Source organism: Burkholderia sp. Tr-20390, from assembly GCF_017104595.1.
In the GTDB taxonomy this organism is placed as follows: Bacteria; Pseudomonadota; Gammaproteobacteria; order Burkholderiales; family Burkholderiaceae; genus Burkholderia.
Genome location: NZ_JAAGPC010000005.1, coordinates 53,317 through 79,088, shown reverse-complemented (window position 1 = coordinate 79,088; position 25,772 = coordinate 53,317). Strand labels below are relative to the sequence as shown.

Sequence of the window (25,772 nt, the reverse complement as noted above, 5' to 3'; positions counted from 1 at the left end):
GCGTGTCGAGCGCAATTCGACGCAATCGGCTGTCGGCGCAGCCGAAATCGACGCGAATTGCGCAATTTGGCTTCCGATAATGGTCCGGACACAACGCAGCCGCCCCGTGTGAAGCACGGGTGCGGCGCTGACCATGGAGGAGTCGATGCAATTCACGCAAGCGATCGTTCGCCGCCCCGCGCCGTCCTGTGGCGCGGGCCTGACCACCGCCGAACTCGGCGCGCCCGATTACGACAAGACGCTCACCCAGTTCCACGCGTATTGCGACGCGCTGCGCACGCTCGGCGTCGCGCTGACCGAACTGCCGCCGCTGGAGGCATTCCCCGATTCGCACTTCGTCGAGGACACCGCGGTCGTGACGCCCGAATTCGCGGTGATCACGCGCCCCGGTGCGCCGGCGCGGCGTGGCGAGACGGTGCACATCGAAGCGGCGCTGGCCGCGCATCGCGACCTGCTGCCGATGCAGGCGGGCCGGCTCGACGGCGGTGACGTGATGCAGGTCGGCAAGCGCTTCTACATCGGCCTGACGGGCCGTACCGACGCCGAAGGCATCGCCGCATTCGACTCGCTCGTGTCGCGCTACGGCTATTCCGTCGTCGCGGTGCCGGTGGGCGCCGGCCTGCATCTCAAGTCGGTCGTCAACGCGCTCGGCGACGACACGCTGCTCGTCACCGAAGCGCTGGCCGCGCATCCGGCTTTCGCCGACTATCGCCGGATCGCGATCTCGGCCGCTGACGAATACGCGGGCAACACGCTGCGCGTGAACGGCACGCTGATCACGCCGGCCGGCTACCCGCGCGTGCACGATGCGATCGCGTCGCTGGGGCTGCCGCTGCACGTGATCGATACGAGCGAGTTCCGCAAGATGGACGGCGGCCTGACCTGCCTGTCGCTGCGGTTCTAGCCGATTGGCGCGCGGCCGCTTCGGCCGGATAATGTGGCCCCCGCGCGGAACCGGAGACGTTCCGCGCACCAGCCACGACCCGACCGGAGCGAACGCGGATGACCGACAAGAAGATGCAGCTCGACAAGATCGACCTCCGGATCCTCGACATCCTGCGCACCGACGGGCGGATTTCCTACCGGAAGCTGTCCGAGCTCGTGAACCTCACGCCGCGGCCGTGCCAGGCGCGCGTGGAGCGGCTCGAGGCGCTTGGGGTGATCGAAGGGTACCGCGCGGTGATCAAGGCGCCGCGCGCGACCAAGCCGATCGTCGTGATCGCGCAGATCACGCTGGCCGACCACGGGCGTTCGCAGGCGCCGTTCGAGGACGAAATGCGCGCGAATCCGGCGGTGCTCGATTGCTGGCTCGTCAGCGGCACGTTCGATTTTCTCGTGCGGCTCGCGTGCGAGGATCTCGACGAGTACCGGCGAATCGCGAACCTGTGGCTGGAAAGCCCGCGGTTCCGGATCGAGAAGATCGTGACGACGGCCGAACTGCAGGCGATCAAGCGCAGCGTCGTGTGATGCGGCCGGCCGGGAAGGGCCGGCTCCGACGCGAATGACCCGGCCTGACGATTTGCATTCCGAATCAAATCGTCAGGCCTGAATCCAATCAGGGTGAACACTATGGATGCTTTGCAAGCGGCAGCGGAGACGGCCGCACCGTCCGGAACGACGCTGAAGCGCCGTCTGCAGGGCCGCCACATCGCGATGATCGCGATCGGCGGCTCGATCGGCACGGGGTTGTTCGTCGCGTCGGGGGCGTCGGTCGCGCAGGCGGGGCCGGGCGGGGCGATCGCCGCGTATATCGCGATCGGGCTGATGGTGTACTTCGTCGTCACGGGCCTCGGCGAGATGGCCGCGCTGATGCCGGTATCGGGCTCGTTCGCGATCTACGGCGAGAAGTACGTCGACGAAGGCTTCGGCGTCGCGCTCGGCTGGACCTACTGGTACAGCTGGGCCGTGACGATCGCGATCGAGCTGGTCGCCGCGCAGATCGTGATGCGCTACTGGTTTCCAACCGTACCCGGCATCTGGTGGGGCGCCGGTTTCCTCGTGCTGATCTTCCTGCTGAATACGCTGTCGGTGCGCGGCTTCGGCGAATCGGAATACTGGTTCTCGCTGATCAAGGTCGTCACCGTGGTCGCGTTCATCGCGGCCGGGCTGCTGATCGCGGCCGGCCTGATCGGGAACGGGCATCCGGTCGGCTTGCGCAACTTCACGACGGGCGATGCGCCGTTCGTCGGCGGCGTGCACGCGATGATGAGCGTCGCGCTGATCGCGGGCTTCTCGTTTCTCGGCACCGAGCTGGTCGGGATCACGGCCGGCGAATCGGAAAACCCGCGCAAGACGATCCCGCGTGCGGTCAAGCAGATCTTCTGGCGGATCATGCTGTTCTACGTGTTCGCGATCTTCGTGATCGGGCTGCTGGTGCCGTACACGGATCCGAACCTGCTGAAGAGCGACGTGACCGACATCGGCGTGAGCCCGTTCACGCTGGTGTTCAGCCACGCGGGTTTCCGGCTCGCGGCCGGCGCGATGAATCTCGTGATCCTGACGGCCGTGCTGTCGGCCGGCAATTCCGGGACTTACGCGGCCACGCGGATGCTGTACAACCTCGCGGCGGAAGGGCGCGCGCCGGCGATGTTCGCGACGCTGTCGCCGGGCGGCGTGCCGCGCAACGCGCTGTACGCGACGATGGCCGTCGGCGGGCTGTGCTTCCTCACGTCGTTGACCAACAACCAGAGCATCTATCTGTGGCTGCTGAATACGGTCGGCATCACCGGCTTCATCGCGTGGCTCGGCATCGCGGTCTGCCATTACCGGTTCCGCAAGGGGTTCCTGAAGCAGGGCTACCGGCTCGATCAGCTGCCGTACCGCGCGAAATGGTTCCCGTTCGGGCCGCTGTTCGCGATCGCGATCTGCATCGTGATCTCGCTCGGGCAGGATTACCAGGCGTTCTTCGCGGCCCGCATCGACTGGATGGAAGTGCTGTCGATCTACGTGTGGATTCCGCTGTTCGTCGCGATCTGGTGGGCGTATCGCCGTGCGCGCAAGAGCCGGCTCGTGCGCTACGAGGAGATGGACATCGGGCCGTGGCTGACGCGTTCGGTCGAAGCCGTCGATGCGGCGGCCACGCAGCACGGGCAGTCGCTCTGACTGCCTGGTCCTGAAAGCGCGGTAACGGGCGCCGGATGTGCTTTACGGCCGGCTCCGATACGGCGCCCTGCGCGCGGCGGGTGACGCGCGCAAGCCGCGCTCAGTGAACGGGCTGCAACTGCGCTTTCATGAAATCCACCCACGCGCGCACTTTCTGCGGCACGTGCCGCGTCGCGACGTACAGCGCGTAGACGTTCTGCTGCGGAAACCGGTACGCGGGCAGTGCATCGACCAGTGCGCCGCTTTCGAGATCGTCGCGCACGAGCCATTCCGGCAGCAGCGCGACGCCGCTGCCCTGGCGCGCCAGTTCGCTCAACACCGATGCGTTGTCGACGACGATGTGAGGCTTCGTCGCCGGTCGAAACGCATGTTCGTTGCCCGCGCGATCGGTGAGCGTCCATTCGGCGATCCGCTCGAGCCGGCTGTGGCCGAGCTGCGGCAGGCGGGCCAGATCGCCGGGTGACGCCGGCGGCGGGAGCCCGGCCTTCGCGGGCAGGTCGGGCGCCATCACGGCGAGCACGTCGCAGGTGGCGAGGCAGACACCGCGATAGGGCAGGTCGAGAAAATGCTCGTGGCGTCCGAGCCGGATCGCGACGTCGAAGCGGTCGCGCACGAGATCGGCCTGCGACGTGTGCGTTTCGAGCCGCACCCGCAACGCGGGATGCCGCGCGGTGAACGCATGCAGCATCGGTGCGAGGACGCGCGCCGCATACTCGACCGTCGACGTCACGCGCAGGATGCCCTGCATGCCGCCATGCTCGCCGCGCACCTCGTCGATCGCGCCTTCGGCTTCTTCGAGCACGCGCAGGCAGCGCTGGTAGAAGCGCTCGCCGGCGTCCGTCAGCTCGACGCGCCGGGTCGTCCGCGTGAGCAGCGTGACGCCGAGCTCGGCTTCGAGCTGCTTCACGTTGAAGCTGACGGCTGCCCGCGCCTGGTTCAGCGTGGTGGCGGCGGCCGTGAACGAACCGGCCTCGACCACGGCACGGAAGACGGCAAAACGATCGAGGCTCACCATGGTCGGGGCGGGGGTCCTGTCTATGCATTGGATCGCTCGAAGGTTACCCGAATGTGCGGCACCCGTGCGGCGTGCGGCGCGTTGCAACGGACGCGCGACGTAGCCGCGGCCCGAGCCGATTGTCAAAAAATTTCGACGGGACCCGTCGAATCCGGCCGCTTACCGATGCGCGTGCCGGCTTCTACACTGCGGCGCTTCATGATGTTTCCGCCGCCATGCCAGACCGCTCCAGAATCGCCATCGTCTACCTGCTCGGCTTCGCGATCGATCTCGCGAACATGTTCATGCTGAACGCCGCGTATCCGGCGCTGCAGCGCGAACTGCACGCGTCGGTCGCGCAGCTTGCGTGGGTCGGCAACATGTACGTGCTCGGCCTGACCGTCGTGATCCCGCTCGGCACGTGGCTCGCGCGCCGCTGCGGCGAGCGGCGCGTGTTCGCCGCATCGTTGCTGCTGTTCGGGCTCGGCAGTGCGGGCGTCGGCGCGTCGCCTTCGATCGAGGCGCTGCTCGCATGGCGGCTGGTCCAGGGGCTCGGCGGCGGGCTGCTGATCCCGGTCGGGCAGACGATGGCCTATCGCGCGTATCCGCCGCAGGCGCGGGCGCGGCTCACGTCGATCGTGATGATGGTCGCGCTGCTGGTGCCCGCGTTGTCGCCTGCGATCGGCGGGGCCATCGTCGATCGCGGGTCGTGGCGCGCGATCTTCTTCGCGATGTTGCCGATCGCGGCCGCGACCTGCGCGCTCGCGTTCGCGTGGCTGTCGCGCGACGGTGCGCGTGACCGGCCGCCGCGGCTCGACTGGCCGGGGCTCGGGCTGAGTGCTGTGGCGCTCGTCGCGTTGCTGCTCGGGCTGACCGCCGCGGGGCAGCCCGGCGGCGCGGCATTCCCGCTGGCGATGCTGGTGGTGGCCGTCGCGGCAGGCGCCGGCTATGCGGCGCATGCGCGTCGGGCCGTGGCGCCGGTGGTCGACCTGCGCCTGCTTGCGCAGCCGCTGCTGAGGGCCGGCGTGGTGGTCTATCTGTGCGTGCCGGGCATCTTTACCGGCGTCAACCTCGTCGCGTCGCTCTATCTGCAGAATGCGCTCGGATTGAGCGCCGCGCATGCCGGCGCGCTGATGCTGCCGTGGGCGATCGCGGCGTTCTTCGCGATCGCGACCACGCGCCGCTGCTTTCCGCGCCACGGCGCGAAGCCGCTGTTCACGTGCGGCATCGCGATCGATTGCGTCGGCGTCGCGTTGCTCGCGACGCCGTGGGCCAGCGTCGAAGCCGTGCGCATCGCGGCGTTCGCGGCGATGGGGTTCGGGGCGAGCCTGTGCACGAGCACGTCGCAGAGCGCGGCGTTCGTCGAGGTGCCGGCCGACCGGATGAGCGACGCGAGCGCGCTGTGGAACATCAACCGGCAGTTGAGTTTTTGTGTCGGCGTGGCCGCGCTCGGCAGCGCGCTCAATGCGTTGCTGGCGCTCGATGCGGGCGGCCCGTCGCTTGCACCGTACCGCTGGTGCTTCGGGCTGGCGGTCGTGTTGACGTTGCTGCCGCTCGGCCTGATCGCGCGGCTTCCCGCGCACCATGCGCCGGTCGCGCAACCCGTTTCATCCCATTCCTGAGAACCTGAGAGCGTTATGAATCTGCCGAATCCGTATTTCAAGGAAGTCGTCGACACCATCGCCGACATCGAGTGCTGGTTGTCCGGCCGTGCCGGCCCCGAGCGGCTCGCGACGCTGATGGCGCGCTTCTCGCCGGGTTTTTCGATGATCACGATGTCGGGTACGGTGCTTGATTACGCGGGCGTCGATGCGCTGTTTTCACACGGGCACGGCGCGCGGCCGGGGCTGGTGATCGACATCGACGAGTTGCGCGGGCTCGCCGTATGGTCCGATGGCGCGACGATCGGTTATCGCGAGACGCAGACCGACGCGCAAGGGCGGCGCACGGTGCGTCGCGCGACGGCCGTGTTCCGGCGCGAGGCGGATGGGCTGATCGTGTGGCGTCATCTGCACGAGACGCCGGTCGCCGCGTGAGCAGGGGGTAGGGGGCATCCGCCAGTTTGCAAGAAGCGGTGCGGATGCCGTGCCGGCGTTACTTGTCCAGCTCCGGATAGTGCCGGAAGATGCCCATGTCGTTGAACGGGATGCGGCGTTCCGACTCGAGATAGAGCGCGACAGGCGGATGCAGTGCAACGCGGTCGTGCAGTGCGACCAGCGCCGCGATCTTCCGCTCCTCACGCTTCATCGCTTTCGGAAATGCGTAGCGCAGGCCCTCGATCAACTGGAACAACGACAGGTCCGCATAGCTGAGTGCGTTGCCGGCGAGGTAGCCGCTCTCGTGCGGATTCTGTTCGAGCACACGATCGAAGTAGCCGAGGAATTTCGGCAGCCGGTTTTCGAGGAAATCGGCTGCACGCTCGGCGGCTTCCGCCTGCTGATCCTCGTAGTAGAGGCCGCTTGCGATCGGATGGTGCGTGTCGTGGATCTCGGTGACGAAATCGGCGACGGTCAACTGAAGCTGGTGCACCCACAGCCGGCAGGCTTCGTCGGCGGGCGCGAGCCCCAGCCGCGCGCCGAGAAACAGCAGGATGTTCGCGGTCTGCCCGATGACGACGTCGCCGGCTTTCAGGAACGGCGGCGCGAACGGCACGCATTCCGCCTTCGAGCTGTCCATCATCCGCATCATTGCCGGCACGCCCATGCCGCGCCCCGATTCACGCGCGACGTCGACATAGTCGGCTTCGGCCGCTTCGAGCGCGAGCCGCACGTACTCGCCTCGGCCCTGGATCTCGGGCCAGTAATACAGTTCGTATCGCATGCTGTCTTCCCGTTCGTTGAACCGGCTGCCGCCGGCATCGTGACGACCGGGCGGCCACGCGTCGCGTGCCACCCGTTGCGAATAGACAGTCTAGGCGATCGCAGGAAAAGTGCCGCGTGCGTCGTGCGTGCGTCGTGCGTGCGTTACGCGCCGCGCTCGCCGCCTTCGGGGCCGTAGAAGAACACCCACGTCGAGAAGTCGTCGGAGAAGCCGATGAAGCGGTGCTCGGCGTGTGCCGGGACGAACAGCACGTCACCGGCCGCGACTTCGCATTCGCGTCCGTCGACGACGAAGCGTGACGAGCCCGTGGCGATCGCGTAGACCTCGTCGCGCGCGTGCGGCTTCTGCTTGTCCTCGATGCGCGGCCGGTACAGCTCGACGTCGAGCGTGCCGTGACGAAACAGCGTCGTGAACAGCGTGCCTTCTTCGTCGAGGCGGGCGAGCGATTCGTTCAGGCCGAGCTTCATGGCGGGGGCTCCGGGTCTGGATCATGGGGATCGGGCCATACGGGTCGTGCCATCGTAGCGCGAAATGCCGGGGCGTCACACGGCGCGCACGGGGCGCGCGATCGCCATCCGTGGAACGAGTCACGCGGCGCTCGCCATGCATGAAACACCGGTGTCCATCCGTGAAACGACGATGCGATTGCGCGGATTCCATCGCGAGCTTCACCGCAATTTAATAAACGACGACTACGATCCGGCCTCGTCAATCGACAGCGACGCAGTGATTCGATCCGCGCTGCGGCACTGCCGTCCGTCGCCCACCTGCGCGACTCGCCCGATTGCCCTTTCCCGTGACCGTGAACGCGACACCGAGGTAACCCGTCGACGCCATTCACATCATTTCGTATTTCTTATGAAACTGAATCCGCTGGCTGCTTCACGCAGAAAATTCCTGGCCGCCGCACCGGCCGTCGCGGCGGTGCCGCTGCTGAGCGCATGTGGCGGCGACGACGTCACGTCGGCGCCCGTTACCGACGCGGCGCTGGCCGCGCAAATGTCCGCGAAGCTGAACGCGCAGCTCGGCGATGCCGCGACGGTCGGCGCGATCCAGCCGGCGCTGACCGACGTCGGCTTTACCTGGGACTTGCCGTCGATGCCGGCGGCCCAGGCCGGCGCGATCGTCGCATACAGCTTCGGCAATCGCCCGAACGCGGCAAGCGGCAATACGTCGAGCACGGGCGGCAACCAGTCCGCGCTGCCCGATCCGGGGCCCGTCAACGAAGCGCTCGCGGACGCCGTCTACCGTATTCGGCAACTGAAACCGGTCAAGGTCTACGCGCAGTGGAGATTGCGCGCTTTCTCGTGTCGAAATACGGGATGGGCACCGACGTGCTGTCGTCGATCGAGCCCGTGATCGCGACCGACGGCACGATCGTGTACCTCAGTACGGCCGGCGTGGCCGCCGAGGCCGTGTCGCGCGCGGGCGGCGCGGCCGCGATGGGCAGCGTCGCGGTGGTCGGTCATCGGGATCACGCGAAGCGCTGCATCCAGACCTCGCAACAGGCGGGCATGAAGGCGGCCGCGGTTGCCGAGGTGTCGTTGCCGACGCTCTACGACCCGCAGTCGGGCCAGCCGTGGACGCGTAACCGCAGCCTGTACCTCGTGCACGACATGTATGCGCAGATGCTCGGCCGCGCGATCGGCGCGACGATGCAGGCGTTCCCGAAGGGCTGACGCACTTTCTCTTTCCCGACTCCGATGACCATGCAGACCCGCCGCCATTTTCTCGCTTCCGTTTCCGCTTCCGCGCTGGCCGCGACCGGTGCCGCCAGTGCGCCGGCCTTCGCGAGCGACGCGCCTGTTTCAGACGCCGAACTGCAACGCCAGATGCTCGGCAAGCTGACGAACGAACTGAACGACCGCGCCGCCGCCACCGACGAGACCGGTTACCTGTTCGAACCGTTTTTCTCGTGGCTGCCGCCGACCGTCCAGACCACGGCCATCAACACGATTGCCGCCTTCAGCTTCGGCAGTCGCGCCGCGGCGGTGCCGGGCCCGGTGAACGAGGCGATTGCCGACGCCGTGTTCCTGCTGCACCAGAAGGTTGCCGTGCGGATCTTCGCGCAGCAGGAAGTCGCGAGCGTGCTCGCGTCGAAATACGGGCTGACGGCCGGCGTGACGTCGATCGCAACGCCGGCCCTGGCCGCCGGCAGCCCGATACCGACGCCGGACAGCGTCGCTGCCGCGATCGTCAAGCAGGCCGGCTCGGCTGCGGCGCTCGGCAACGTCGGTGTCGTCACCCATGCGGATCAGGCGTCGCTTGCCGTGCGCGTGTCGAATGCCGCGGGGATGCAGGCCGCGGTGCCGGCGGGCCTGGCGCTGCCGTCGCTTTACGACGCGTCCGCGCAGATGCCGGCATTGCGGCGCCGCGATCTCTACCTGCTGAGCAACGTCGGCGTGCAACTGGGCATGCTGCGGCTCGACCTGATCAACCGCGAATACCCGAACGGCTGACGCTGCCGGGTGTTTGCGGAACATCTCCCGTTCATCAAGCTCTTCCATTCCGGAATCGTCATGTCCTTTCGCGTGTCGCCGTGACATGCGCAGCGCGGTGGCGGCCGTGGTGTCCGCGTTGCCGGGTAATGCTTATCCGGGTATCGCCTGTACCACCCAACTCACTGTTTTTATTCACTTTTTTCGTTATCGTGGTACTCCGTGGGCCGATTTTGCGTGGCATAATCGATCACATCCGCAAGGCTTGTAGTCACAACGACCCCGCATACCCATGGCACAGACTCTTTACGACAAACTGTGGAACACCCACGTGGTCCACACCGAGGAAGACGGCACGACCCTGCTCTACATCGACCGTCAGCTGCTGCATGAAGTCACGAGCCCGCAGGCGTTCGAAGGGCTGAAGATGGCGCAGCGTCCGGTGTGGCGCATCAGCGCGAACCTGGCCGTGTCGGACCACAACGTGCCGACCACCGATCGCAGCCACGGCATCGCCGATCCCGTCTCGAAGCTCCAGGTCGACACGCTCGACGCGAACTGCGATGCGTTCGGCATCACGCAGTTCAAGATGAACGACGTGCGCCAGGGCATCGTCCACATCATCGGGCCGGAACAGGGCGCGACGCTGCCGGGCATGACGATCGTGTGCGGCGATTCGCATACGTCGACGCACGGCGCGTTCGGTGCGCTCGCGCACGGCATCGGCACGTCGGAAGTCGAGCACGTGCTCGCCACGCAAACCCTGCTGCAGAAAAAGAGCAAGAACATGCTCGTGAAGGTCGAGGGCACGCTGCCGCGCGGTTGTACCGCGAAGGACATCGTGCTCGCGATCATCGGCAAGATCGGCACGGCCGGCGGCACGGGCTACGCGATCGAATTCGGCGGCTCGACGATCCGCGCGCTGACGATGGAAGGCCGCATGACCGTCTGCAACATGGCGATCGAGGCCGGTGCGCGCGCCGGCATGGTTGCCGTCGACGACACGACGATCGACTACCTGAAGGGCCGCCCGTTCGTGCCGACCGGCGCGGAATGGGACCAGGCCGTCGAATACTGGCGCCAGTTCAAGTCGGACGACGGCGCGCAGTTCGATCGCGTGGTCGAGCTGAACGCCGCCGAAATCGTCCCGCAGGTCACGTGGGGCACATCGCCGGAAATGGTCACGTCGATCGACGGCCGCGTGCCCGATCCCGAGCGCGAGAAGGATCCGGTCAAGCGCGATGCGATGGAGCGTGCGCTGGCCTACATGGCGCTCGAGCCGAACACGCCGATCGAATCGATCAAGGTCGACAAGATCTTCATCGGCTCGTGCACGAACGCGCGAATCGAAGACATCCGCGCAGCCGCGTATGTCGTGAAGAAGCTGAACCGTCGCGTCGCGTCGAACGTGCGGCTCGCGATGGTCGTGCCGGGCTCGGGCCTCGTGAAGGCACAGGCCGAGCGCGAAGGGCTCGACAAGGTGTTCACGGACGCCGGCTTCGAATGGCGCGAGCCGGGCTGCTCGATGTGCCTCGCGATGAATGCCGACCGGCTCGAGCCGGGCGAGCGCTGCGCGTCGACGTCGAACCGCAACTTCGAAGGCCGGCAGGGCGCGGGCGGTCGCACGCACCTCGTGAGCCCCGCGATGGCGGCGGCCGCGGCGATCGAAGGCCATTTCGTCGACATTCGCCAGCTGGGGTAACGCGTGACGGCATCGAAGATCATTGCGCGGCTGGTTGCCGCGCTGGCGCTGGCGGGGCTGGGCTTCGGCCTCGCGGGCTGCAATACCGTCCAGGGCTTCGGGCAGGACGTCAACGCCGCCGGCAGCGCGCTGAAGCGCGCCGCGGAGTGACGTCCCCCACCGAGAATTTGTCGATGTGCGCCGGCTGAACGCCGGCCCTTCAACCGGATAGACGGATCATGGAAAAATTCACAGTGCATACCGGCGTCGTGGCGCCGCTCGATCGCGAAAACGTCGACACCGACGCGATCATCCCGAAGCAGTTCCTGAAGTCGATCAAGCGCACCGGCTTCGGTCCGAACGCGTTCGACGAATGGCGTTATCTCGATCACGGCGAGCCGGGCCAGGACAACTCGAAGCGTCCGCTGAATCCCGACTTCGTGCTGAACCAGCCGCGCTACCAGGGCGCATCCGTGCTGCTCGCACGCAAGAACTTCGGCTGCGGCAGCTCGCGCGAGCACGCACCGTGGGCGCTGCAGCAGTACGGCTTCCGCGCGATCATCGCGCCGAGCTTCGCCGATATTTTCTTCAACAACTGCTACAAGAACGGCCTGCTGCCGATCGTGCTGACCGAGCAGCAGGTCGATCACCTGTTCAACGAGACGGTCGCGTTCAACGGCTTCGAAGTCACGGTCGACCTCGACGCGCAGGTGGTGCGCACGGGTGACGGCCGCGAGTATCCGTTCGAGATCGCCGCGTTCCGCAAGTACTGCCTGCTGAACGGCTACGACGACATCGGCCTCACGCTGCGCCACGCGGACAAGATCCGCCAGTTCGAGGCCGAGCGCCTCGTGAAGCAGCCGTGGCTCAACACCAAGCTGGTCGGCTGAGATCGCCTTTCGGGCGGGCGCGCCGGCGGCGCGTTCGCCGGCCTGCCTCCATAAAAACCTACCCAGTCAGGAATTTCGCATGAAGATTGCAGTGCTGCCCGGCGACGGCATCGGTCCGGAAATCGTCAATGAAGCGGTGAAGGTGCTGAACGCACTCGACGAGAAGTTCGAACTCGAACAGGCGCCGGTCGGCGGCGCGGGCTACGAGGCGAGCGGCCATCCGCTGCCCGACGCGACGCTGAAGCTCGCGAAGGACGCCGACGCGATCCTGTTCGGCGCCGTGGGCGACTGGAAGTATGACTCGCTCGAGCGCGCGCTGCGCCCCGAGCAGGCGATCCTCGGGCTGCGCAAGCACCTCGAGCTGTTCGCGAACTTCCGCCCGGCGATCTGTTATCCGCAGCTCGTCGATGCGTCGCCGCTGAAGCCCGAGCTGGTCGCGGGCCTCGACATCCTGATCGTGCGCGAACTGAACGGCGACATCTACTTCGGCCAGCCGCGCGGCGTGCGCGCCGCACCGGACGGCCTGTTCGCGGGCGAGCGCGAAGGCTTCGACACGATGCGCTATTCGGAACCGGAAGTGCGCCGCATTGCGCACGTCGCGTTCCAGGCGGCCCGCAAGCGCGCGAAGAAGCTGCTGTCGGTCGACAAGGCGAACGTGCTCGAGACGTCGCAGTTCTGGCGCGACATCATGATCGACGTGTCGAAGGAATACGCGGACGTCGAGCTGTCGCACATGTACGTCGACAACGCGGCGATGCAGCTCGCGAAGGCGCCGAAACAGTTCGACGTGATCGTCACCGGCAACATGTTCGGCGACATCCTGTCGGATGAAGCGTCGATGCTGACGGGCTCGATCGGCATGCTGCCGTCGGCGTCGCTCGACAAGAACAACAAGGGCCTGTACGAACCGTCGCACGGTTCGGCGCCGGACATCGCGGGCAAGGGCATCGCGAACCCGCTCGCGACGATCCTGTCGGCCGCGATGATGCTGCGCTACTCGCTGAATCGCGCCGAGCAGGCCGATCGCATCGAGCGTGCGGTGAAAACGGTGCTCGAACAGGGCTACCGCACGGGCGATATCGCGACGCCGGGTTGCCAGCAGGTCGGCACGACGGCGATGGGCGACGCGGTGGTCGCGGCGCTGTAACGCGATCATGTAGAAAGGGCGCGAACAGGCCGCGAAATCGGCCGGTTCGCATGCGGTTGGCCGTTGTGCGGGCCACCGGCTTTGTGTAGACTCGAACGATGGCGCATCTTTCCCTGATCTCCCCGGTCTTGAAACTCCACGGCAACACAGCCCGTGTGGGTGCGCGCGCCATCGTCATCACGAAAACCATTACCACGAAAACGATCATTAAACGCTGATCGTCCGTCGTGCCCGCCTATTTCCCCGCGCGGTCACACCGGGGACGGAATGGCGGGGAAGCTCCATCAAAGGGTTAGTCATGAACGTAGGTCTCGTAGGTTGGCGCGGCATGGTCGGCAGCGTCCTGATGCAGCGCATGCAGGAAGAGGGCGATTTCGACCTGATCGAACCGGTGTTTTTCAGCACCAGCAACACGGGCGGCAAAGCGCCGTCGTTCGCGAAAAACGAGACTACGCTCAAGGACGCGACCAACGTCGACGAGCTGAAGAAGTGCGACGTGATCATCACGTGCCAGGGCGGCGACTACACGAACGACGTGTTCCCGAAGCTGCGCGCGGCCGGCTGGAACGGCTACTGGATCGATGCGGCATCGTCGCTGCGGATGAAGGACGACGCGGTCATCATCCTCGATCCGGTCAATCTCGACGTGATCAAGGACGCGCTGGTCAAGGGCCAGAAGAACTTCATCGGCGGCAACTGCACGGTCAGCCTGATGCTGATGGCGCTCGGCGGCCTGTTCCGCGAGAACCTCGTCGACTGGATGACGGCGATGACCTACCAGGCCGCATCGGGCGCGGGCGCGCAGAACATGCGCGAGCTGCTGGCGCAGATGGGCACGCTGAACGGCGCGGTTCAGGCGCAGCTCGCCGATCCGGCTTCCGCGATCCTCGACATCGACCGCCGCGTGCTGGCCGCGATGAACAGCGACGCGATGCCGACGAGCAACTTCGGCGTGCCGCTCGCCGGTTCGCTGATCCCGTGGATCGACAAGGATCTCGGCAACGGGATGTCGAAGGAAGAGTGGAAGGGCGGCGCGGAAACCAACAAGATCCTCGGCAAGCCGGCGATGGGCGAGCCGGGTTCGATTCCGGTCGACGGCCTGTGCGTGCGAATCGGCGCAATGCGCTGCCACTCGCAGGCGCTGACGATCAAGCTGAACAAGGACGTGCCGCTCGACGAGATCAACGGCATCCTCGCATCGGCGAACGACTGGGTGAAGGTCGTGCCGAACGAGCGTGAAGCGTCGATGCGCGACCTGTCGCCGGCGAACGTCACGGGCACGCTGACGGTGCCGGTCGGCCGCCTGCGCAAGCTCGCGATGGGCGGTGAATACCTGTCGGCGTTCACGGTCGGCGACCAGCTGCTGTGGGGCGCGGCCGAGCCGCTGCGCCGCATGCTGCGCATCCTGCTCGACAAGTAAGTGGCATGTCCGGCCCGCGAGATGCGGGCCGCGGTGCACAAGAATGCGCGCCGCGTCGGCCTTGACGATATCAAGGCCGGCGCGGCGCGTTTTTCATGTGCGGGTCAGCGCATGTTCAGGAGCGTCTGGTCGACGGCCTGCTGGGTCTTGATCGTCTGCGCATTGGCCTGGTAATCGCGCTGCGCCTTGATCAGGTTCACGAGCTCGGTCGTCAGGTTGACGTTCGAGTTTTCCAGTGCGCTCCCCTGCAGCGTGCCGTGGTTCGTGCTGCCCGGCGCGGAGATCTGCGGCACGCCGGACGCGGTGGTTTCCACATACTGGTTGCCGCCGATGTTCTCGAGCCCGTTCGGGTTGTTGAAGTTCGCGAGCGCGATCAGGCCGAGCACCGCGCTCTGGCCGTTCGAGTAATTGCCGGTGAGCTTGCCGTCGGTGCCGATCGAGAACGTCGTCAGCGTGCCGCTCGCGAAGCCATCCTGTGCGAGGTTGTTCACGCCGCTTTTCCCGCCGAACTGCGTCGTGCCGGTCAGGTCGAGCGTCAGGTTTTGCGGATTGGCGCCGCCCGACGCGTTGGGGATCGAGAACGCGAACTGGCCGAGGCTCGGCGTCGGCTGGCCGGTTGCGGCCGACGTCGTCGAGCTGATCCGGCCCGATGCGTCGAACGTGACGGTGCCGAGATTCGTCGGCGTCTGGCCCTGCACGCCCGCGTAGGCCTGCCAGGTACCTGCCGCGTTCTTCGCGAAATACATCGACACCTGTTGCGAGCCACCGAGCGTGTCGTACACCTGGATCGACGAATTGTAGTTGTACGTGGTGTTGTCGCCCGCGTTGAACGGCGTCTTGGCCGGCACCTTGTCCTGCGAGTTCAGGTTGAACTGGCCGGTGATCTTCGTCGTCGCCTGCGGCGCGATGTTGGTGGTCGGCGCTTGCAGCGGCACGGTCGCCGCGGTGTTGATCGCGCCGCCCGGCCCTGCCGCATAGCCCATCAGGTTGCGGTTCTGCGCGTCGACGATGGCGCCGCTCTTGTCGCGGTGGAATACGCCGTCACGCGAGTACGTCGTCACGCCGTTGTTCGACATCTGGAAGAAGCCGTTGCCGTTGATCGCGATGTCGAGCGACGACTTCGTCGTGTTGATCGTCCCCTGGCCGAATTGTTGCTGCACCGACGCGAGCCGCGTGCCGATGCCGATCTGCGTGTTGGTCGACGTCGCGACCGAGTTCGCGTACATGTCGGCGAAGTTCGCGCGCCCCTGCTTGTAGCCAACCGTGTTTGCGTTCGCGATGTTGTTGCCGATCACGTCGAGATGGTTCGCCGCGCCGGCCAACCCGCTCAAGCCCTGTTGATAGCCCATGTTCGATCCCCGTAACGAGCTGGTGAGTAAATGCAGTCGTGCGACTGCGCGATGCCTCCCTGGCACCTCACGGCGTCAGCCAGGCCGACCGCGTTCCCGCTGTTCCGGCGGGTGCGGGCGCGATGGTCGAACTGCGCCGATTCTTGTTTGAAGACGATCGTAGCGACGGCAATTATTTGATCTGTGTAATTTTGTGTAATGAAATTGAATTGATGTCGAAATGATTGATTTCGTATGAGAAATGAAGCTGCGGCGAGGCTGGAAAGCCTTGTGGGACGGGGATTTGGCGGAAGGGGTGTTCAATTCGACGATCAGAGAGGGGAATTGGCCTCTTATCGATCAATTGAAATTCATTTGAATGGGGTGGTGGCCGACTGGATTTATTTTGATTGGCGCTTGTTAATCCATTAACGGCAAGCAGCGCGAATTATTGAGCAAACGTGCCTGATTCTCTGGTCGTGGTTCTGTGTCGGATCTCGGGTTGTGCTGATTGCATCGTTGAGTGAACAAGGGCATGTGGCACGCGTTCGGCGGGCGATGCGGCCGGCCGGCTTTGCATCCAAGAGAGGCGCACTTCCGGTCGATCGGGGCGCGGGTCGCAGCGTGCGCAACCGGACATCCACGCGGCCCGATCGCGGGATGCCCCGACGCGCGCACGCAGTCGGTTGCGCCTGTCGGCGATGAATTCGGCCCGAACCTGATCACGTGAAGTAAACTACGCGGTTACGACGCACAGACCCGCCGAAAGCGTCGCGTTCCACGCGACGCTTTTGCATTTCTGCGGCAACCTTATTGACGCTTTCAACCGCGAATCCGAGCCGCGCCCGCGCGCGGCGATAGAGCCAACGATGTCCCGAATTTCCTTGTTTCCGCGTCAGTCCCGTCTGTCGCGCGCCGTGCGTGGCGCGCTGGCGATCCTGGCGCTCGGCGCAACCGCATCGGCCTGGGCGGCCGGCACCGGCGAACTGCCGGCGTCCGCTGCCGACGGCGCAGCGCCGCTTACCGTGACGGTCCAGCCGGGCCAGTCGCTGAACGACATCGCGAAGGCGGCCACGCAGTCGCGCGATCCCGGGGTGCTCGCGCGCGCCGGCCGCGCGCTGTTCGACGCCAATCCGCAGGCGTTCATGAAGCACGACGCGAGCCGCCTGAAAGTCGGCGCGACGCTGACCGTGCCGGCGCTCGATGCGACAGGCGCGGCAGTCGTGCCGGCCGCTGCATCCGCTGCATCAGCGGCGTCCGGGGCGGCGGCAGCGTCCGCACCCGCCGCCGCATCGGGCGGCACGGCAGTCGCGCAGCATGGTGCGTCCGCACCGCATCCGGGGTCGACCGTGCAATCCGCGCCGGTGGCGCCGGCCGTGCATGCGGCGCCTGTCAGCGGTGCGAGCGTCGCGACGGCCGCCGGCGCGTCGGCATCCGTCGGTGCTTCGGCTGCCCACGGCGCATCGGCTGTCGAAAGCATGCAGCCGGCGGCACCCGTGGCCGGTGCAAGCGGTCCGCATGTGTGGAGCGGGACGATCCAGTCAGTGCCGTCGTCCGCGAGCGGGGCCGTGACCCCGCCTGTGTCGGGCAGCCAGGTTCCGGGCATGAACGAACCGGCTGGCGCGGCACCGGTCACGGGCGCGTCGCAGCCGCGGCCGTCGAGCCTGCAGCAACTGCTGGCGCTGAAGAACCGCGTGCTGATGGAATTGCAGAAGCACGGTATCGGCAAGCCGGCCACGACGAACGAGCTCAAGCCGGCGCCGGCACCGGCACCTGTCGCGCCGCGTCCGGCCGCGAGCGATGCGGGCACGTCCGCGGCTGCGGCTGCGTCAGCGACCGGCGAAGCGGCATCCGGCGTTGCTGCCAGCGCGGCGCAGCCGGCATCGGTGTCGGCACCCGCGCAGCCGGCCGCGCCGGTGGTGGCGCCTGCGCGCAGTCACGAGCAGATGGACTGGCGTCCGGCCGCGGTGGCCGGTGCGGCCGTGATCGTCCTCGCCGCAGGTTTCGCATGGCGCAAGCGCAGGAAGAGCCGACGCACGGACGATGCGGGGACGGACACGGTGGCGACCGCTACGACAGCGGGCGGTGTCGCGGCAGCCGCTGCTGCTGCGCAAGCCGAGGCCGTGCCGTCCGTCGAACCGGAACTGCCGATCCGGCCCGAGATGCCGGTCGCGCGTGATGCCGCTTCCGACCTGAACCTTGCCGCGGCGACTGCCGCAGCGGCGGAGCCGGTCGAGACACCGGATACGGATCTGTCGCCGTCGTCGGATGTAGCGAAGCCGCATGTCGAGCAGCCTGAATTGCCGACCGCACACGCGGCAGTGCCGCCCGCGAGCGAGCCGGCTCCGGTTTCGCACGCGGCCGAGCCGATCGAAAAGGTCGCGGCCGAAACGTCGGTCGAAACGTCGTCAGAGACGCCGATCGAGACGTCGGTGGAGACACGGGTAGCGACGCAGGTGGAAACGCCGGCCGCACCCGCGGCCACCGATGCGCAGCACGCGGCGCTGATGCAGAACGCAATCAGCGCGCTCAGCAGCCTCGACATGCCGCTGCCGCCGCGCACGCCGGACGAGCCGTCGCTGGCGGCGGATGAGCCGGCTGCGCAAGCAGGGCAGTCCGACATCGATAAAATCGCAACTAACGGTCAAGCCGTCCAGCGTCTCCCGATTGGCTCGACCGATCCGGCCCCGGAACATCCGGCCGATCAGGACGACGAGTTCGATTGGGATCCGGACGCGGCGACGCCGGCGAGCCAGGCGGGCAGCCCGTTCGCGACGTCGTCGCTGCCGCCGCTCGGCGGCGCGCAGTTCGGCGCGCTGAAGCTCGATTTCGATCTCGACCTGCCGGCCGCGCCGGGCGCTGCGTTGCCGGCGCTGACGCCGGACGAACTCGCCCGCATCGCGCGCAACAAGCTCGACCTCGCGTCCGAGTATGTCGAGCTGGGCGACCTGTCCGGCGCGCGGACGCTGCTGCAGGAAGTGGTCGACGCGAACGACGCCGCGACGCGCGACGATGCGCGCGCGCTGCTCGCGAAACTGGCGGACGAGGCGTGATGCGGATCGCGCTCGGCATCCAGTACGACGGCGCGGCGTTCTGCGGCTGGCAGGCGCAGCCGCACGGCAAGACCGTGCAGGATCGGCTCGAGCACGCACTGGCCGAGTTCGCGCGCGTGCCGCTGCATACGACGGTGGCCGGGCGGACCGATACGGGCGTGCATGGGCTCGGGCAGGTCGTGCACTTCGATACCGACCTCGATCGTGAGGTTTTCTCGTGGGTGCGCGGCACCAACGCGTTCCTGCCGCCGACCGTGGCGGTGCAATGGGCGAAGCCGATGCCGGACACGTTCCACGCGCGTTTCTCGGCGTTCGAGCGCACCTATTACTACACGCTGTACGTGCATCCCGTGCGCTCGCCGATGCTGGCGGGGCGCGCGGGCTGGATCCATACGCCGCTCGACGACGACGCGATGCGCGCCGCCGCCGCGCATCTGATCGGCGAGCATGACTTCTCGTCGTTCCGGTCGTCGGAATGCCAGTCGAAGACGCCGGTCAAACACCTGTATCAGATCGACGTGCGGCGCGTGGGCCATTTCATCCATTTCCGGTTCCGCGCCAACGCGTTTCTGCACCACATGGTGCGCAACCTGATGGGCTGCCTCGTCGCGGTCGGTCGCGGCCGCTATCCGGCCGACTGGCTCGCCGACGTGCTGGCCGGGCGCGATCGCAAGCTTGCGGCGCCCACGTTCATGGCCGACGGGCTGTATCTCGCCCACGTCGGCTACCCGGCGGAATTCGCCGTCCCGCCCGCGCAGCTCGGCAGTGTGCCGTGGAGCAGCGTCTGGGCCGATCTGGACCCGCAATCATGACGGATCACGCCGTGTCTTCCTCGATTCCCGCCGCGGCCGGCCTGCCGCCGCGCACGCGCATCAAGCTGTGCGGGCTGTCGAAGCCCGACGACGTGCTGCACGCGGCCGCGCTCGGTGCCGATGCGATCGGCCTCGTGTTCTACCCGAAGAGCCCGCGCGCGGTGTCGATCGCGCAGGCGGCGGAACTCGCACGCCTCGCGCCGCCGTTCGTGTCGGTGGTCGGGCTGTTCGTGAACGCGACCGAGGCCGAGATCGAGGCCGTCGTGCGCGACGTGCCGCTCACGCTGCTGCAGTTCCATGGCGACGAGACGCCCGAGCAGTGCGACGCACTTGGCCGCGCGGCACGCCTGCCGTGGCTGCGCGCGGTGCGCGTGGGCCCCTCGACGCAATCGGCCGATTTGGTAGAATCGGGGCTTCATTATTCGAAAGCGCGCGGCCTCCTGTTCGACACCCTGGTGCCGGATTACGGTGGTAGCGGCAAGGTCTTCGATTGGTCTCTTATTCCCGCAGAGCTCGCGCATCGGGCCGTTTTGAGTGGTGGCTTGAGCGCGCAAAACGTCGGTGATGCGATTCGCCAGTTGCGCCCGTTTGCTGTCGATGTCTCGAGTGGCATCGAAGTGGAGGGCGCGAAGGGCGTGAAGGATCACGCCCGGATGGCGGCGTTCGTACGCGCGGTGCGCGAAGCGGACGCCGGGTGATGCAAGCCGGTGCGGCCCGACAAGCGGGGCGCGCCGACCGATCGAGAGAGACACCATGTACAACCTTCCTGATGATCGCGGCCACTTCGGCCCGTATGGCGGCACGTTCGTCGCCGAGACGCTGATCCACGCGCTGGACGAACTGCGCGCGGCGTATGAAAAATTCCAGAACGATCCCGATTTCGTCGCCGAATTCGAGCGCGAGCTGAAGCATTTCGTCGGCCGCCCGTCGCCGATCTATCACGCGCAGCGCTGGAGCGAGACGCTCGGCGGCGCGCAGATCTACCTGAAGCGCGAAGACCTGAACCACACCGGTGCGCACAAGATCAACAACGTGATCGGCCAGGCGCTGCTCGCGAAGCGCATGGGCAAGAAGCGCGTGATCGCCGAGACGGGCGCCGGCCAGCACGGCGTCGCGACCGCGACGATCTGCGCGCGCTTCGGGATGGAGTGCGTCGTCTACATGGGTTCGGAAGACGTGCGTCGCCAGGCCGCGAACGTCTACCGGATGAAGCTGCTCGGCGCGACGGTCGTGCCGGTCGAATCGGGTTCGCGCACGCTGAAGGACGCGCTGAACGAAGCGATGCGCGACTGGGTCACGAACATCGAGAACACGTTCTACATCATCGGCACGGTCGCGGGCCCGCACCCGTACCCGATGATGGTGCGCGACTTCCAGCGCGTGATCGGCGACGAGTGCAAGGTGCAGATGCCCGAGCTCGCCGGCCGGCAGCCTGACGCCGTGATCGCCTGCGTGGGCGGCGGTTCGAATGCGATGGGCATCTTCTACCCGTACATCGACGACACCTCGGTGCAGCTGATCGGCGTCGAAGCAGCCGGCGACGGCCTCGACACGGGCCATCACGCGGCGTCGCTGATCGCCGGCAGCCCGGGCGTGCTGCACGGCAACCGGACCTACCTGCTGCAGGACGACAACGGCCAGATCATCGAGACGCATTCGGTGTCGGCGGGCCTCGACTATCCGGGCGTCGGCCCCGAGCACGCGTGGCTGAAGGACAGCGGCCGTGCGCAGTACGTCGGCATCACCGACGAGGAAGCGCTGAAGGCGTTCCACGACTGCTGCCGGATCGAGGGGATCATTCCCGCGCTCGAGTCGAGCCACGCGATCGCGTATGGTGTGAAGCTCGCGCCGACGTTGCCGAAGGACAAGATCCTGCTCGTCAACCTGTCGGGCCGCGGCGACAAGGACATGCACACGGTCGCCGAGCGATCGGGCATCGAGCTCTGACCCCGACCGATGCGTGACCTGATCGAAGAACCGGGCGGCGGTGCCGCGAGCGAGGCGGGGGCGGTTCAGCCCGCCGCTGCCGAGCCGCGCGCGCTGCCGTCCGGTATCGAACTGCATAACCGCGATTTCCTGACCCATGCCGCGCACCTGCCGGACGCGTCGATCGACCTGATCGTCGCCGATCCGCCGTACGGGCTCGGCAAGGACTACGGCAACGACTCGGACAAGCGTTCGGGCGACGACTTTCTCGCGTGGACGCGCGAGTGGCTCGAGCTCGCGATTCCGAAGCTGAAGCCGAGCGGGTCGATGTACATCTTCTGCACGTGGCAGTACGCGCCGGAAATCTTCAGCTTCCTGAAGACGCAACTCACGATGGTCAACGAGATCATCTGGGACCGGCGCGTGCCGAGCATGGGCGGCACGACGCGCCGTTTCACGTCGGTGCACGACAACATCGGCTTTTTCGCGGTTTCCAGGGCGTATTACTTCGATCTCGATCCGGTCCGCATCCCGTACGACGCCGACACGAAGAAGGCCCGCTCGCGCAAGCTGTTCGAAGGCAGCAAGTGGCTGGAGATGGGCTACAACCCGAAGGACGTCTGGTCGGTCTCGCGCCTGCATCGGCAGCACGCGGAGCGCGTCGATCATCCGACCCAGAAGCCGCTGGAAATCATCGAGCGGATGGTGCTCGCAAGCTGCCCGCCGGGCGGCCGCGTGCTCGATCCGTTCATGGGCAGCGGCACGACCGCGGTGGCCTGCGCACGGCAGGGGCGCGACTTCGTCGGCTACGAGATCAACGAAAGCTATTGTGCGATCGCGCACGAGCGCGTGAACGCGCTCGTCGCGCCGGCGTGCGCGTGAATCGCGCCGCCGCATCGCTGAACGCAACGCATACTTTGTATGGGACCGGAGTAAGCGCTAAAGCGCAAACTCCGGATCGACACAGGAAAATTGCCATGTCCCGTATTCAGCAGACCTTCGCCGCGCTCGCCGAACAAGGCCGTAAGGGCCTGATCCCGTTCATCACGGCCGGCGACCCCGATCCGGCCAAAACCGTCGAATTCATGCACGCGCTCGCCGAAGGCGGCGCGGACGTGATCGAACTCGGCGTGCCGTTCTCGGACCCGATGGCCGACGGCCCCGTGATCCAGCGCTCGTCGGAGCGCGCGCTCGCGCGCGGCGTCACGCTCACGAGCGTGCTCGCCGACGTGAAGCGCTTTCGCGAAACCGACCCCAAAACCCCCGTCGTGCTGATGGGCTATGCGAACCCGATCGAGCGGATGGGCGTCGACACGTTCGCGGCCGAAGCACAGGCGGCCGGGGTCGACGGCGTGCTCGTCGTCGACTATCCGCCGGAGGAGGCGGGCGTGTTCGCCGAGAAAATGCGCGCCGCGCAGATCGATCCGATCTTCCTGCTCGCGCCCACGTCGACCGACGAACGCATCGCCGACGTCGGCAAGATCGCGAGCGGCTACGTGTATTACGTGTCGCTCAAGGGCGTGACCGGCGCAGGAAATCTGGATGTTTCGAGCATTGCGGGTAAAATCCCGGCCATCAAGTCGCGCGTGCCGGTTCCGGTCGGCGTCGGCTTCGGTATCCGCGACGCCGAAACGGCGCGCGCGGTGGCCGAGGTGTCGGACGCCGTCGTGATCGGCAGCCGCCTCGTGCAGCTGCTCGAAAGCGCGGCGCCCGAGGGTGCCGCCGCCGCGCTGAAGACGTTCATTGCCGAGCTGCGTGCCGCCCTGGACGGCGCGGGCAAGACGGCGCGATAAACACAACACAGGAAGCGGGAACGGGCCGGTTGGCCCGCCCCGCCACGGAACAGGAAACCATACGATGAGCTGGCTCGACAAACTGTTGCCGCCGAAGATCAAGCAGACCGACCCGAAAAGCCGCAAGGGCATTCCGGAAGGCCTGTGGGTCAAATGCCCGTCCTGCGAGGCCGTGCTGTACCGCAACGACGTGGACGCGAACCTGCACGTGTGCCCGAAGTGCGATCACCACATGCGCATCGGTGCGCGTGAGCGCCTCGACGGGCTGCTCGATCCGGAAGGCCGCTACGAGATCGGCCAGGAAATCGTGCCGGTCGATACGCTGAAGTTCAAGGACAGCCGCAAGTACCCCGATCGTCTGAAGGAAGCGATGGACGATACGGGCGAGACCGACGCAATGGTCGTGATGGGCGGTGCGATTCACACGCTGCCGGTGGTCGCGGCGTGCTTCGAGTTCTCGTTCATGGGCGGCTCGATGGGGTCGGTGGTCGGCGAGCGCTTCGTGCGCGGCGCGCAGAACGCGCTCGAACAGCAAGTGCCGTTCATCTGCTTCACCGCTTCGGGCGGTGCGCGGATGCAGGAAAGCCTGCTGTCGCTGATGCAGATGGCGAAAACCACCGCGATGCTGACCAAGCTGTCGGAAGCGAAGCTGCCGTTCATTTCGGTGCTGACCGACCCGACGATGGGCGGCGTGTCGGCGAGCTTTGCGTTCCTCGGCGACGTCGTGATCGCCGAACCGAAGGCGCTGATCGGCTTCGCCGGCCCGCGCGTGATCGAGCAGACGGTTCGCGAGAAGCTGCCGGAAGGCTTCCAGCGCGCCGAATTCCTGTTGAAGACGGGCGCGATCGACATGATCGTCGACCGTCGCAAGATGCGCGATGAGATCGCCCAGCTGCTGGCCCTGCTGCAGCGGCAACCGGCCGACGCGCTGGCCTGACCGGCGCGAGGTCGTGAACACTGCGCGTCGCCTGGCTTCAGCGTCAGGCGGCGCGCTTCGTTTTTTGGCGTAGTGGCGGCACCGATCCAGATTTGAACCGATGAGCACTTTTCCCACTCTCGACGCGTGGCTTTCGCATCTCGAACTCGCGCACCCGGTCGGCATCGACATGGGCCTGACCCGCATCGGGCAGGTCAAGGCGGCGCTGCAGCTCGAATTCGCGTGCCCCGTCATCACCGTCGGCGGCACGAACGGCAAGGGCTCGACCTGCGCGTTCCTCGAGACGATCCTCGTGCGCGCCGGCTATAAGGTCGGCTGCCACACGTCGCCGCACCTGCTCGAATTCAACGAGCGCGCGCGCGTGAACGGGCAGAACGTCACCGATGACGAACTGCTGCCGCACTTCGAGGCCGTCGAAGCCGCGCGCACGTCGCTGCCCGAGCCGGTGTCGCTCACGTACTTCGAATTCACGACGCTCGCGATCCTGCACCTGTTCGCATCGCGCGGGCTCGACGCGGTGATCCTCGAAGTCGGCCTCGGCGGCCGGCTCGACGCGGTCAACATCATCGATACCGATTGCGCGATCGTCACGAGCATCGACATCGACCACACCGAATACCTCGGCGACACGCGCGAGAAGATCGCGTTCGAGAAGGCCGGGATCTTCCGCGCCGGCAAGCCGGCGATCTGCGGCGATCCGGCCGCGCCGCAAACGCTGATCGACCACGCCGAAGCGATCGGCGCCGATCTGTGGCTGGTCGGCCGCGATTTCCGCTACGAGGCGCAGGCAGGCGCGGAGCGCCAGCAGTGGAGCTACCTCGGCCGCGAGAAGCGCTATCCGGCGCTTGCGTACCCGGCGCTGCGCGGGGCGAATCAGCTGATCAATGCGTCGGCCGCGCTCGCCGCGCTCGAAGCGCTGCGTCCGCTGCTGCCGGTGTCCGCGCAGGACATCCGGCTCGGCCTCGCGAACGTCGAGCTGCCGGGGCGCTTCCAGGTGCTGCCCGGCAAGCCGGCGATCGTGCTCGACGTCGCGCACAACCCGCATGCGTCGGCCGTGCTCGAGCAGAACCTCGGCAACATGGGCTTCTTCCCGTACACGTACGCGGTGTTCGGCGCGATGCACGACAAGGACATCGACGGCGTGCTGCAGCACCTGAAGGGCGAGATCGACCACTGGTGCGTGACCGACCTGCCGCTGCCGCGCGCGGCCTCCGCGGAGCAGCTCGAAGCCGCGCTGCGCAAGGCCGGCGTGGAGGAGGGGCCCGATTCGAGCGTCACGCGTTACACGTCGCCTGCCGAAGCGTTTCGCGATGCACTAAAAAGAGCATCCGAGAATGATAGAATCGTGGTTTTCGGCAGTTTCCATACGGTTGCCGGCGTGCTGGCCTACCGTAAATCGCAGCAACACTGACTGACGGGCAGTTTCGGACT

Annotated in this window: 24 protein-coding genes and 1 pseudogene; 21 read left to right on the top strand and 4 right to left on the bottom strand. The window is 66.8% G+C overall.

What is annotated here, in order from left to right; genetic code table 11:
* The first annotated feature begins 145 nt into the window (after positions 1–145).
* From G3N98_RS03465 to G3N98_RS03455, 3 genes are all read left to right on the top strand, one after another.
* Positions 146–904: an arginine deiminase family protein gene (locus G3N98_RS03465; RefSeq protein WP_089474471.1), complete on the top strand. Its 759-nt coding sequence runs from the start codon at positions 146–148 to the stop codon at positions 902–904.
* 98 nt (positions 905–1,002) lie between these two features.
* Positions 1,003–1,467 (top strand): Lrp/AsnC family transcriptional regulator, encoded by a 465-nt coding sequence (locus tag G3N98_RS03460; protein WP_089427955.1) that lies wholly within the window; start codon positions 1,003–1,005, stop codon positions 1,465–1,467.
* Between the two features lie 102 nt (positions 1,468–1,569).
* Complete coding sequence (locus G3N98_RS03455; RefSeq protein WP_206147228.1) at positions 1,570–3,102, top strand: amino acid permease; 1,533 nt, start codon at positions 1,570–1,572, stop codon at positions 3,100–3,102.
* 100 nt (positions 3,103–3,202) lie between these two features.
* On the opposite strand, the gene G3N98_RS03450 is transcribed toward G3N98_RS03455, so the two are convergent.
* On the bottom strand, positions 3,203–4,117 hold the full coding sequence (locus tag G3N98_RS03450) for a LysR family transcriptional regulator (RefSeq protein WP_206147227.1): 915 nt from the start codon (positions 4,115–4,117) through the stop codon (positions 3,203–3,205).
* Positions 4,118–4,332: 215 nt separating this feature from the next.
* Here G3N98_RS03450 and G3N98_RS03445 point away from each other — a divergent pair, with 215 nt between their 5' ends.
* Both G3N98_RS03445 and G3N98_RS03440 read left to right on the top strand, forming a co-directional pair.
* Positions 4,333–5,718 (top strand): MFS transporter, encoded by a 1,386-nt coding sequence (locus G3N98_RS03445; protein WP_206147226.1) that lies wholly within the window; start codon positions 4,333–4,335, stop codon positions 5,716–5,718.
* A 15-nt stretch (positions 5,719–5,733) separates the two neighbouring features.
* On the top strand, positions 5,734–6,132 hold the full coding sequence (locus G3N98_RS03440; RefSeq protein ID WP_206147225.1) for a DUF4440 domain-containing protein: 399 nt from the start codon (positions 5,734–5,736) through the stop codon (positions 6,130–6,132).
* Positions 6,133–6,190: 58 nt separating this feature from the next.
* Here G3N98_RS03440 and G3N98_RS03435 read toward each other — a convergent pair whose 3' ends face one another.
* A complete protein-coding gene (locus tag G3N98_RS03435) occupies positions 6,191–6,916 on the bottom strand; it encodes a glutathione S-transferase (RefSeq protein ID WP_206147224.1) in 726 nt (241 codons plus the stop codon).
* Between the two features lie 143 nt (positions 6,917–7,059).
* Complete coding sequence (locus G3N98_RS03430; RefSeq protein ID WP_089474477.1) at positions 7,060–7,383, bottom strand: cupin domain-containing protein; 324 nt, start codon at positions 7,381–7,383, stop codon at positions 7,060–7,062.
* A gap of 391 nt (positions 7,384–7,774) precedes the next feature.
* On the opposite strand from G3N98_RS03430, the pseudogene G3N98_RS03425 reads away from it, so the two are divergent.
* The 7 genes and pseudogenes from G3N98_RS03425 (at position 7,775) to asd (ending at position 14,492) form a co-directional block, all read left to right on the top strand.
* Positions 7,775–8,595, top strand: a pseudogene (locus G3N98_RS03425) (hypothetical protein).
* A gap of 30 nt (positions 8,596–8,625) precedes the next feature.
* Positions 8,626–9,375, top strand: a complete 750-nt coding sequence (locus G3N98_RS03420) for a Tat pathway signal protein (protein ID WP_206147244.1) — start codon at positions 8,626–8,628, stop codon at positions 9,373–9,375.
* 271 nt (positions 9,376–9,646) lie between these two features.
* Positions 9,647–11,056, top strand: a complete 1,410-nt coding sequence (leuC, locus tag G3N98_RS03415; protein WP_039358286.1) for a 3-isopropylmalate dehydratase large subunit — start codon at positions 9,647–9,649, stop codon at positions 11,054–11,056.
* A gap of 3 nt (positions 11,057–11,059) precedes the next feature.
* Positions 11,060–11,206 (top strand): entericidin A/B family lipoprotein, encoded by a 147-nt coding sequence (locus G3N98_RS03410; RefSeq protein WP_089474479.1) that lies wholly within the window; start codon positions 11,060–11,062, stop codon positions 11,204–11,206.
* A gap of 68 nt (positions 11,207–11,274) precedes the next feature.
* On the top strand, positions 11,275–11,925 hold the full coding sequence (gene leuD / locus G3N98_RS03405; protein ID WP_089442933.1) for a 3-isopropylmalate dehydratase small subunit: 651 nt from the start codon (positions 11,275–11,277) through the stop codon (positions 11,923–11,925).
* A gap of 79 nt (positions 11,926–12,004) precedes the next feature.
* Positions 12,005–13,072: a 3-isopropylmalate dehydrogenase gene (gene leuB, locus G3N98_RS03400; protein WP_089497362.1), complete on the top strand. Its 1,068-nt coding sequence runs from the start codon at positions 12,005–12,007 to the stop codon at positions 13,070–13,072.
* Positions 13,073–13,370: 298 nt separating this feature from the next.
* Positions 13,371–14,492, top strand: a complete 1,122-nt coding sequence (gene asd / locus G3N98_RS03395; RefSeq protein WP_069251145.1) for an aspartate-semialdehyde dehydrogenase — start codon at positions 13,371–13,373, stop codon at positions 14,490–14,492.
* A gap of 104 nt (positions 14,493–14,596) precedes the next feature.
* Here asd and flgE read toward each other — a convergent pair whose 3' ends face one another.
* Positions 14,597–15,841, bottom strand: a complete 1,245-nt coding sequence (flgE, locus tag G3N98_RS03390) for a flagellar hook protein FlgE (protein WP_206147223.1) — start codon at positions 15,839–15,841, stop codon at positions 14,597–14,599.
* A 38-nt stretch (positions 15,842–15,879) separates the two neighbouring features.
* Between flgE and G3N98_RS03385 the strand changes: the two genes are divergently transcribed.
* From G3N98_RS03385 to folC, 9 genes are all read left to right on the top strand, one after another.
* Complete coding sequence (locus tag G3N98_RS03385) at positions 15,880–16,065, top strand: hypothetical protein (protein ID WP_144025228.1); 186 nt, start codon at positions 15,880–15,882, stop codon at positions 16,063–16,065.
* A 624-nt stretch (positions 16,066–16,689) separates the two neighbouring features.
* The gene (locus tag G3N98_RS03380; RefSeq protein ID WP_206147222.1) at positions 16,690–18,873 is read left to right on the top strand and encodes a FimV/HubP family polar landmark protein; all 2,184 of its coding nucleotides are present in this window, start codon (positions 16,690–16,692) and stop codon (positions 18,871–18,873) included.
* A complete protein-coding gene (gene truA, locus G3N98_RS03375) occupies positions 18,873–19,685 on the top strand; it encodes a tRNA pseudouridine(38-40) synthase TruA (protein ID WP_039358302.1) in 813 nt (270 codons plus the stop codon). The genes G3N98_RS03380 and truA overlap by 1 nt, the downstream gene beginning before the upstream one ends.
* Entirely contained in the window at positions 19,682–20,383 is a 702-nt protein-coding gene (locus G3N98_RS03370) for a phosphoribosylanthranilate isomerase (protein WP_206147221.1), read from the top strand. Before truA ends, G3N98_RS03370 begins: the two co-directional genes overlap by 4 nt.
* A 55-nt stretch (positions 20,384–20,438) precedes the next feature.
* Positions 20,439–21,632 (top strand): tryptophan synthase subunit beta, encoded by a 1,194-nt coding sequence (trpB, locus tag G3N98_RS03365; protein WP_089474483.1) that lies wholly within the window; start codon positions 20,439–20,441, stop codon positions 21,630–21,632.
* Between the two features lie 9 nt (positions 21,633–21,641).
* Complete coding sequence (locus G3N98_RS03360) at positions 21,642–22,493, top strand: site-specific DNA-methyltransferase (RefSeq protein ID WP_206147220.1); 852 nt, start codon at positions 21,642–21,644, stop codon at positions 22,491–22,493.
* 95 nt (positions 22,494–22,588) lie between these two features.
* On the top strand, positions 22,589–23,404 hold the full coding sequence (trpA, locus tag G3N98_RS03355; RefSeq protein WP_089427939.1) for a tryptophan synthase subunit alpha: 816 nt from the start codon (positions 22,589–22,591) through the stop codon (positions 23,402–23,404).
* A 64-nt stretch (positions 23,405–23,468) separates the two neighbouring features.
* Positions 23,469–24,341 carry an acetyl-CoA carboxylase, carboxyltransferase subunit beta gene (gene accD / locus G3N98_RS03350; RefSeq protein WP_089427938.1) on the top strand — a complete coding sequence of 291 codons (873 nt, stop codon included), beginning with the start codon at positions 23,469–23,471 and terminating at the stop codon, positions 24,339–24,341.
* 100 nt (positions 24,342–24,441) lie between these two features.
* Positions 24,442–25,752, top strand: a complete 1,311-nt coding sequence (gene folC, locus G3N98_RS03345) for a bifunctional tetrahydrofolate synthase/dihydrofolate synthase (protein WP_206147219.1) — start codon at positions 24,442–24,444, stop codon at positions 25,750–25,752.
* The last annotated feature ends 20 nt before the right edge of the window (positions 25,753–25,772 follow it).

Excerpts from the sequence above, each read along its gene's own strand:
- G3N98_RS03465 (WP_089474471.1), top strand. The coding sequence starts at position 146 with ATGCAATTCACGCAAGCGATCGTTCGCCGCCCCGCGCCGTCCTGTGGC.
- G3N98_RS03460 (WP_089427955.1), top strand. The coding sequence starts at position 1,003 with ATGACCGACAAGAAGATGCAGCTCGACAAGATCGACCTCCGGATCCTC.
- G3N98_RS03455 (WP_206147228.1), top strand. The coding sequence starts at position 1,570 with ATGGATGCTTTGCAAGCGGCAGCGGAGACGGCCGCACCGTCCGGAACG.
- G3N98_RS03450 (WP_206147227.1), bottom strand. The coding sequence starts at position 4,117 with ATGGTGAGCCTCGATCGTTTTGCCGTCTTCCGTGCCGTGGTCGAGGCC.
- G3N98_RS03445 (WP_206147226.1), top strand. The coding sequence starts at position 4,333 with ATGCCAGACCGCTCCAGAATCGCCATCGTCTACCTGCTCGGCTTCGCG.
- G3N98_RS03440 (WP_206147225.1), top strand. The coding sequence starts at position 5,734 with ATGAATCTGCCGAATCCGTATTTCAAGGAAGTCGTCGACACCATCGCC.
- G3N98_RS03435 (WP_206147224.1), bottom strand. The coding sequence starts at position 6,916 with ATGCGATACGAACTGTATTACTGGCCCGAGATCCAGGGCCGAGGCGAG.
- G3N98_RS03430 (WP_089474477.1), bottom strand. The coding sequence starts at position 7,383 with ATGAAGCTCGGCCTGAACGAATCGCTCGCCCGCCTCGACGAAGAAGGC.
- G3N98_RS03420 (WP_206147244.1), top strand. The coding sequence starts at position 8,626 with ATGCAGACCCGCCGCCATTTTCTCGCTTCCGTTTCCGCTTCCGCGCTG.
- leuC (WP_039358286.1), top strand. The coding sequence starts at position 9,647 with ATGGCACAGACTCTTTACGACAAACTGTGGAACACCCACGTGGTCCAC.
- leuD (WP_089442933.1), top strand. The coding sequence starts at position 11,275 with ATGGAAAAATTCACAGTGCATACCGGCGTCGTGGCGCCGCTCGATCGC.
- leuB (WP_089497362.1), top strand. The coding sequence starts at position 12,005 with ATGAAGATTGCAGTGCTGCCCGGCGACGGCATCGGTCCGGAAATCGTC.
- asd (WP_069251145.1), top strand. The coding sequence starts at position 13,371 with ATGAACGTAGGTCTCGTAGGTTGGCGCGGCATGGTCGGCAGCGTCCTG.
- flgE (WP_206147223.1), bottom strand. The coding sequence starts at position 15,841 with ATGGGCTATCAACAGGGCTTGAGCGGGTTGGCCGGCGCGGCGAACCAT.
- G3N98_RS03380 (WP_206147222.1), top strand. The coding sequence starts at position 16,690 with ATGTCCCGAATTTCCTTGTTTCCGCGTCAGTCCCGTCTGTCGCGCGCC.
- truA (WP_039358302.1), top strand. The coding sequence starts at position 18,873 with ATGCGGATCGCGCTCGGCATCCAGTACGACGGCGCGGCGTTCTGCGGC.
- G3N98_RS03370 (WP_206147221.1), top strand. The coding sequence starts at position 19,682 with ATGACGGATCACGCCGTGTCTTCCTCGATTCCCGCCGCGGCCGGCCTG.
- trpB (WP_089474483.1), top strand. The coding sequence starts at position 20,439 with ATGTACAACCTTCCTGATGATCGCGGCCACTTCGGCCCGTATGGCGGC.
- G3N98_RS03360 (WP_206147220.1), top strand. The coding sequence starts at position 21,642 with ATGCGTGACCTGATCGAAGAACCGGGCGGCGGTGCCGCGAGCGAGGCG.
- trpA (WP_089427939.1), top strand. The coding sequence starts at position 22,589 with ATGTCCCGTATTCAGCAGACCTTCGCCGCGCTCGCCGAACAAGGCCGT.
- accD (WP_089427938.1), top strand. The coding sequence starts at position 23,469 with ATGAGCTGGCTCGACAAACTGTTGCCGCCGAAGATCAAGCAGACCGAC.
- folC (WP_206147219.1), top strand. The coding sequence starts at position 24,442 with ATGAGCACTTTTCCCACTCTCGACGCGTGGCTTTCGCATCTCGAACTC.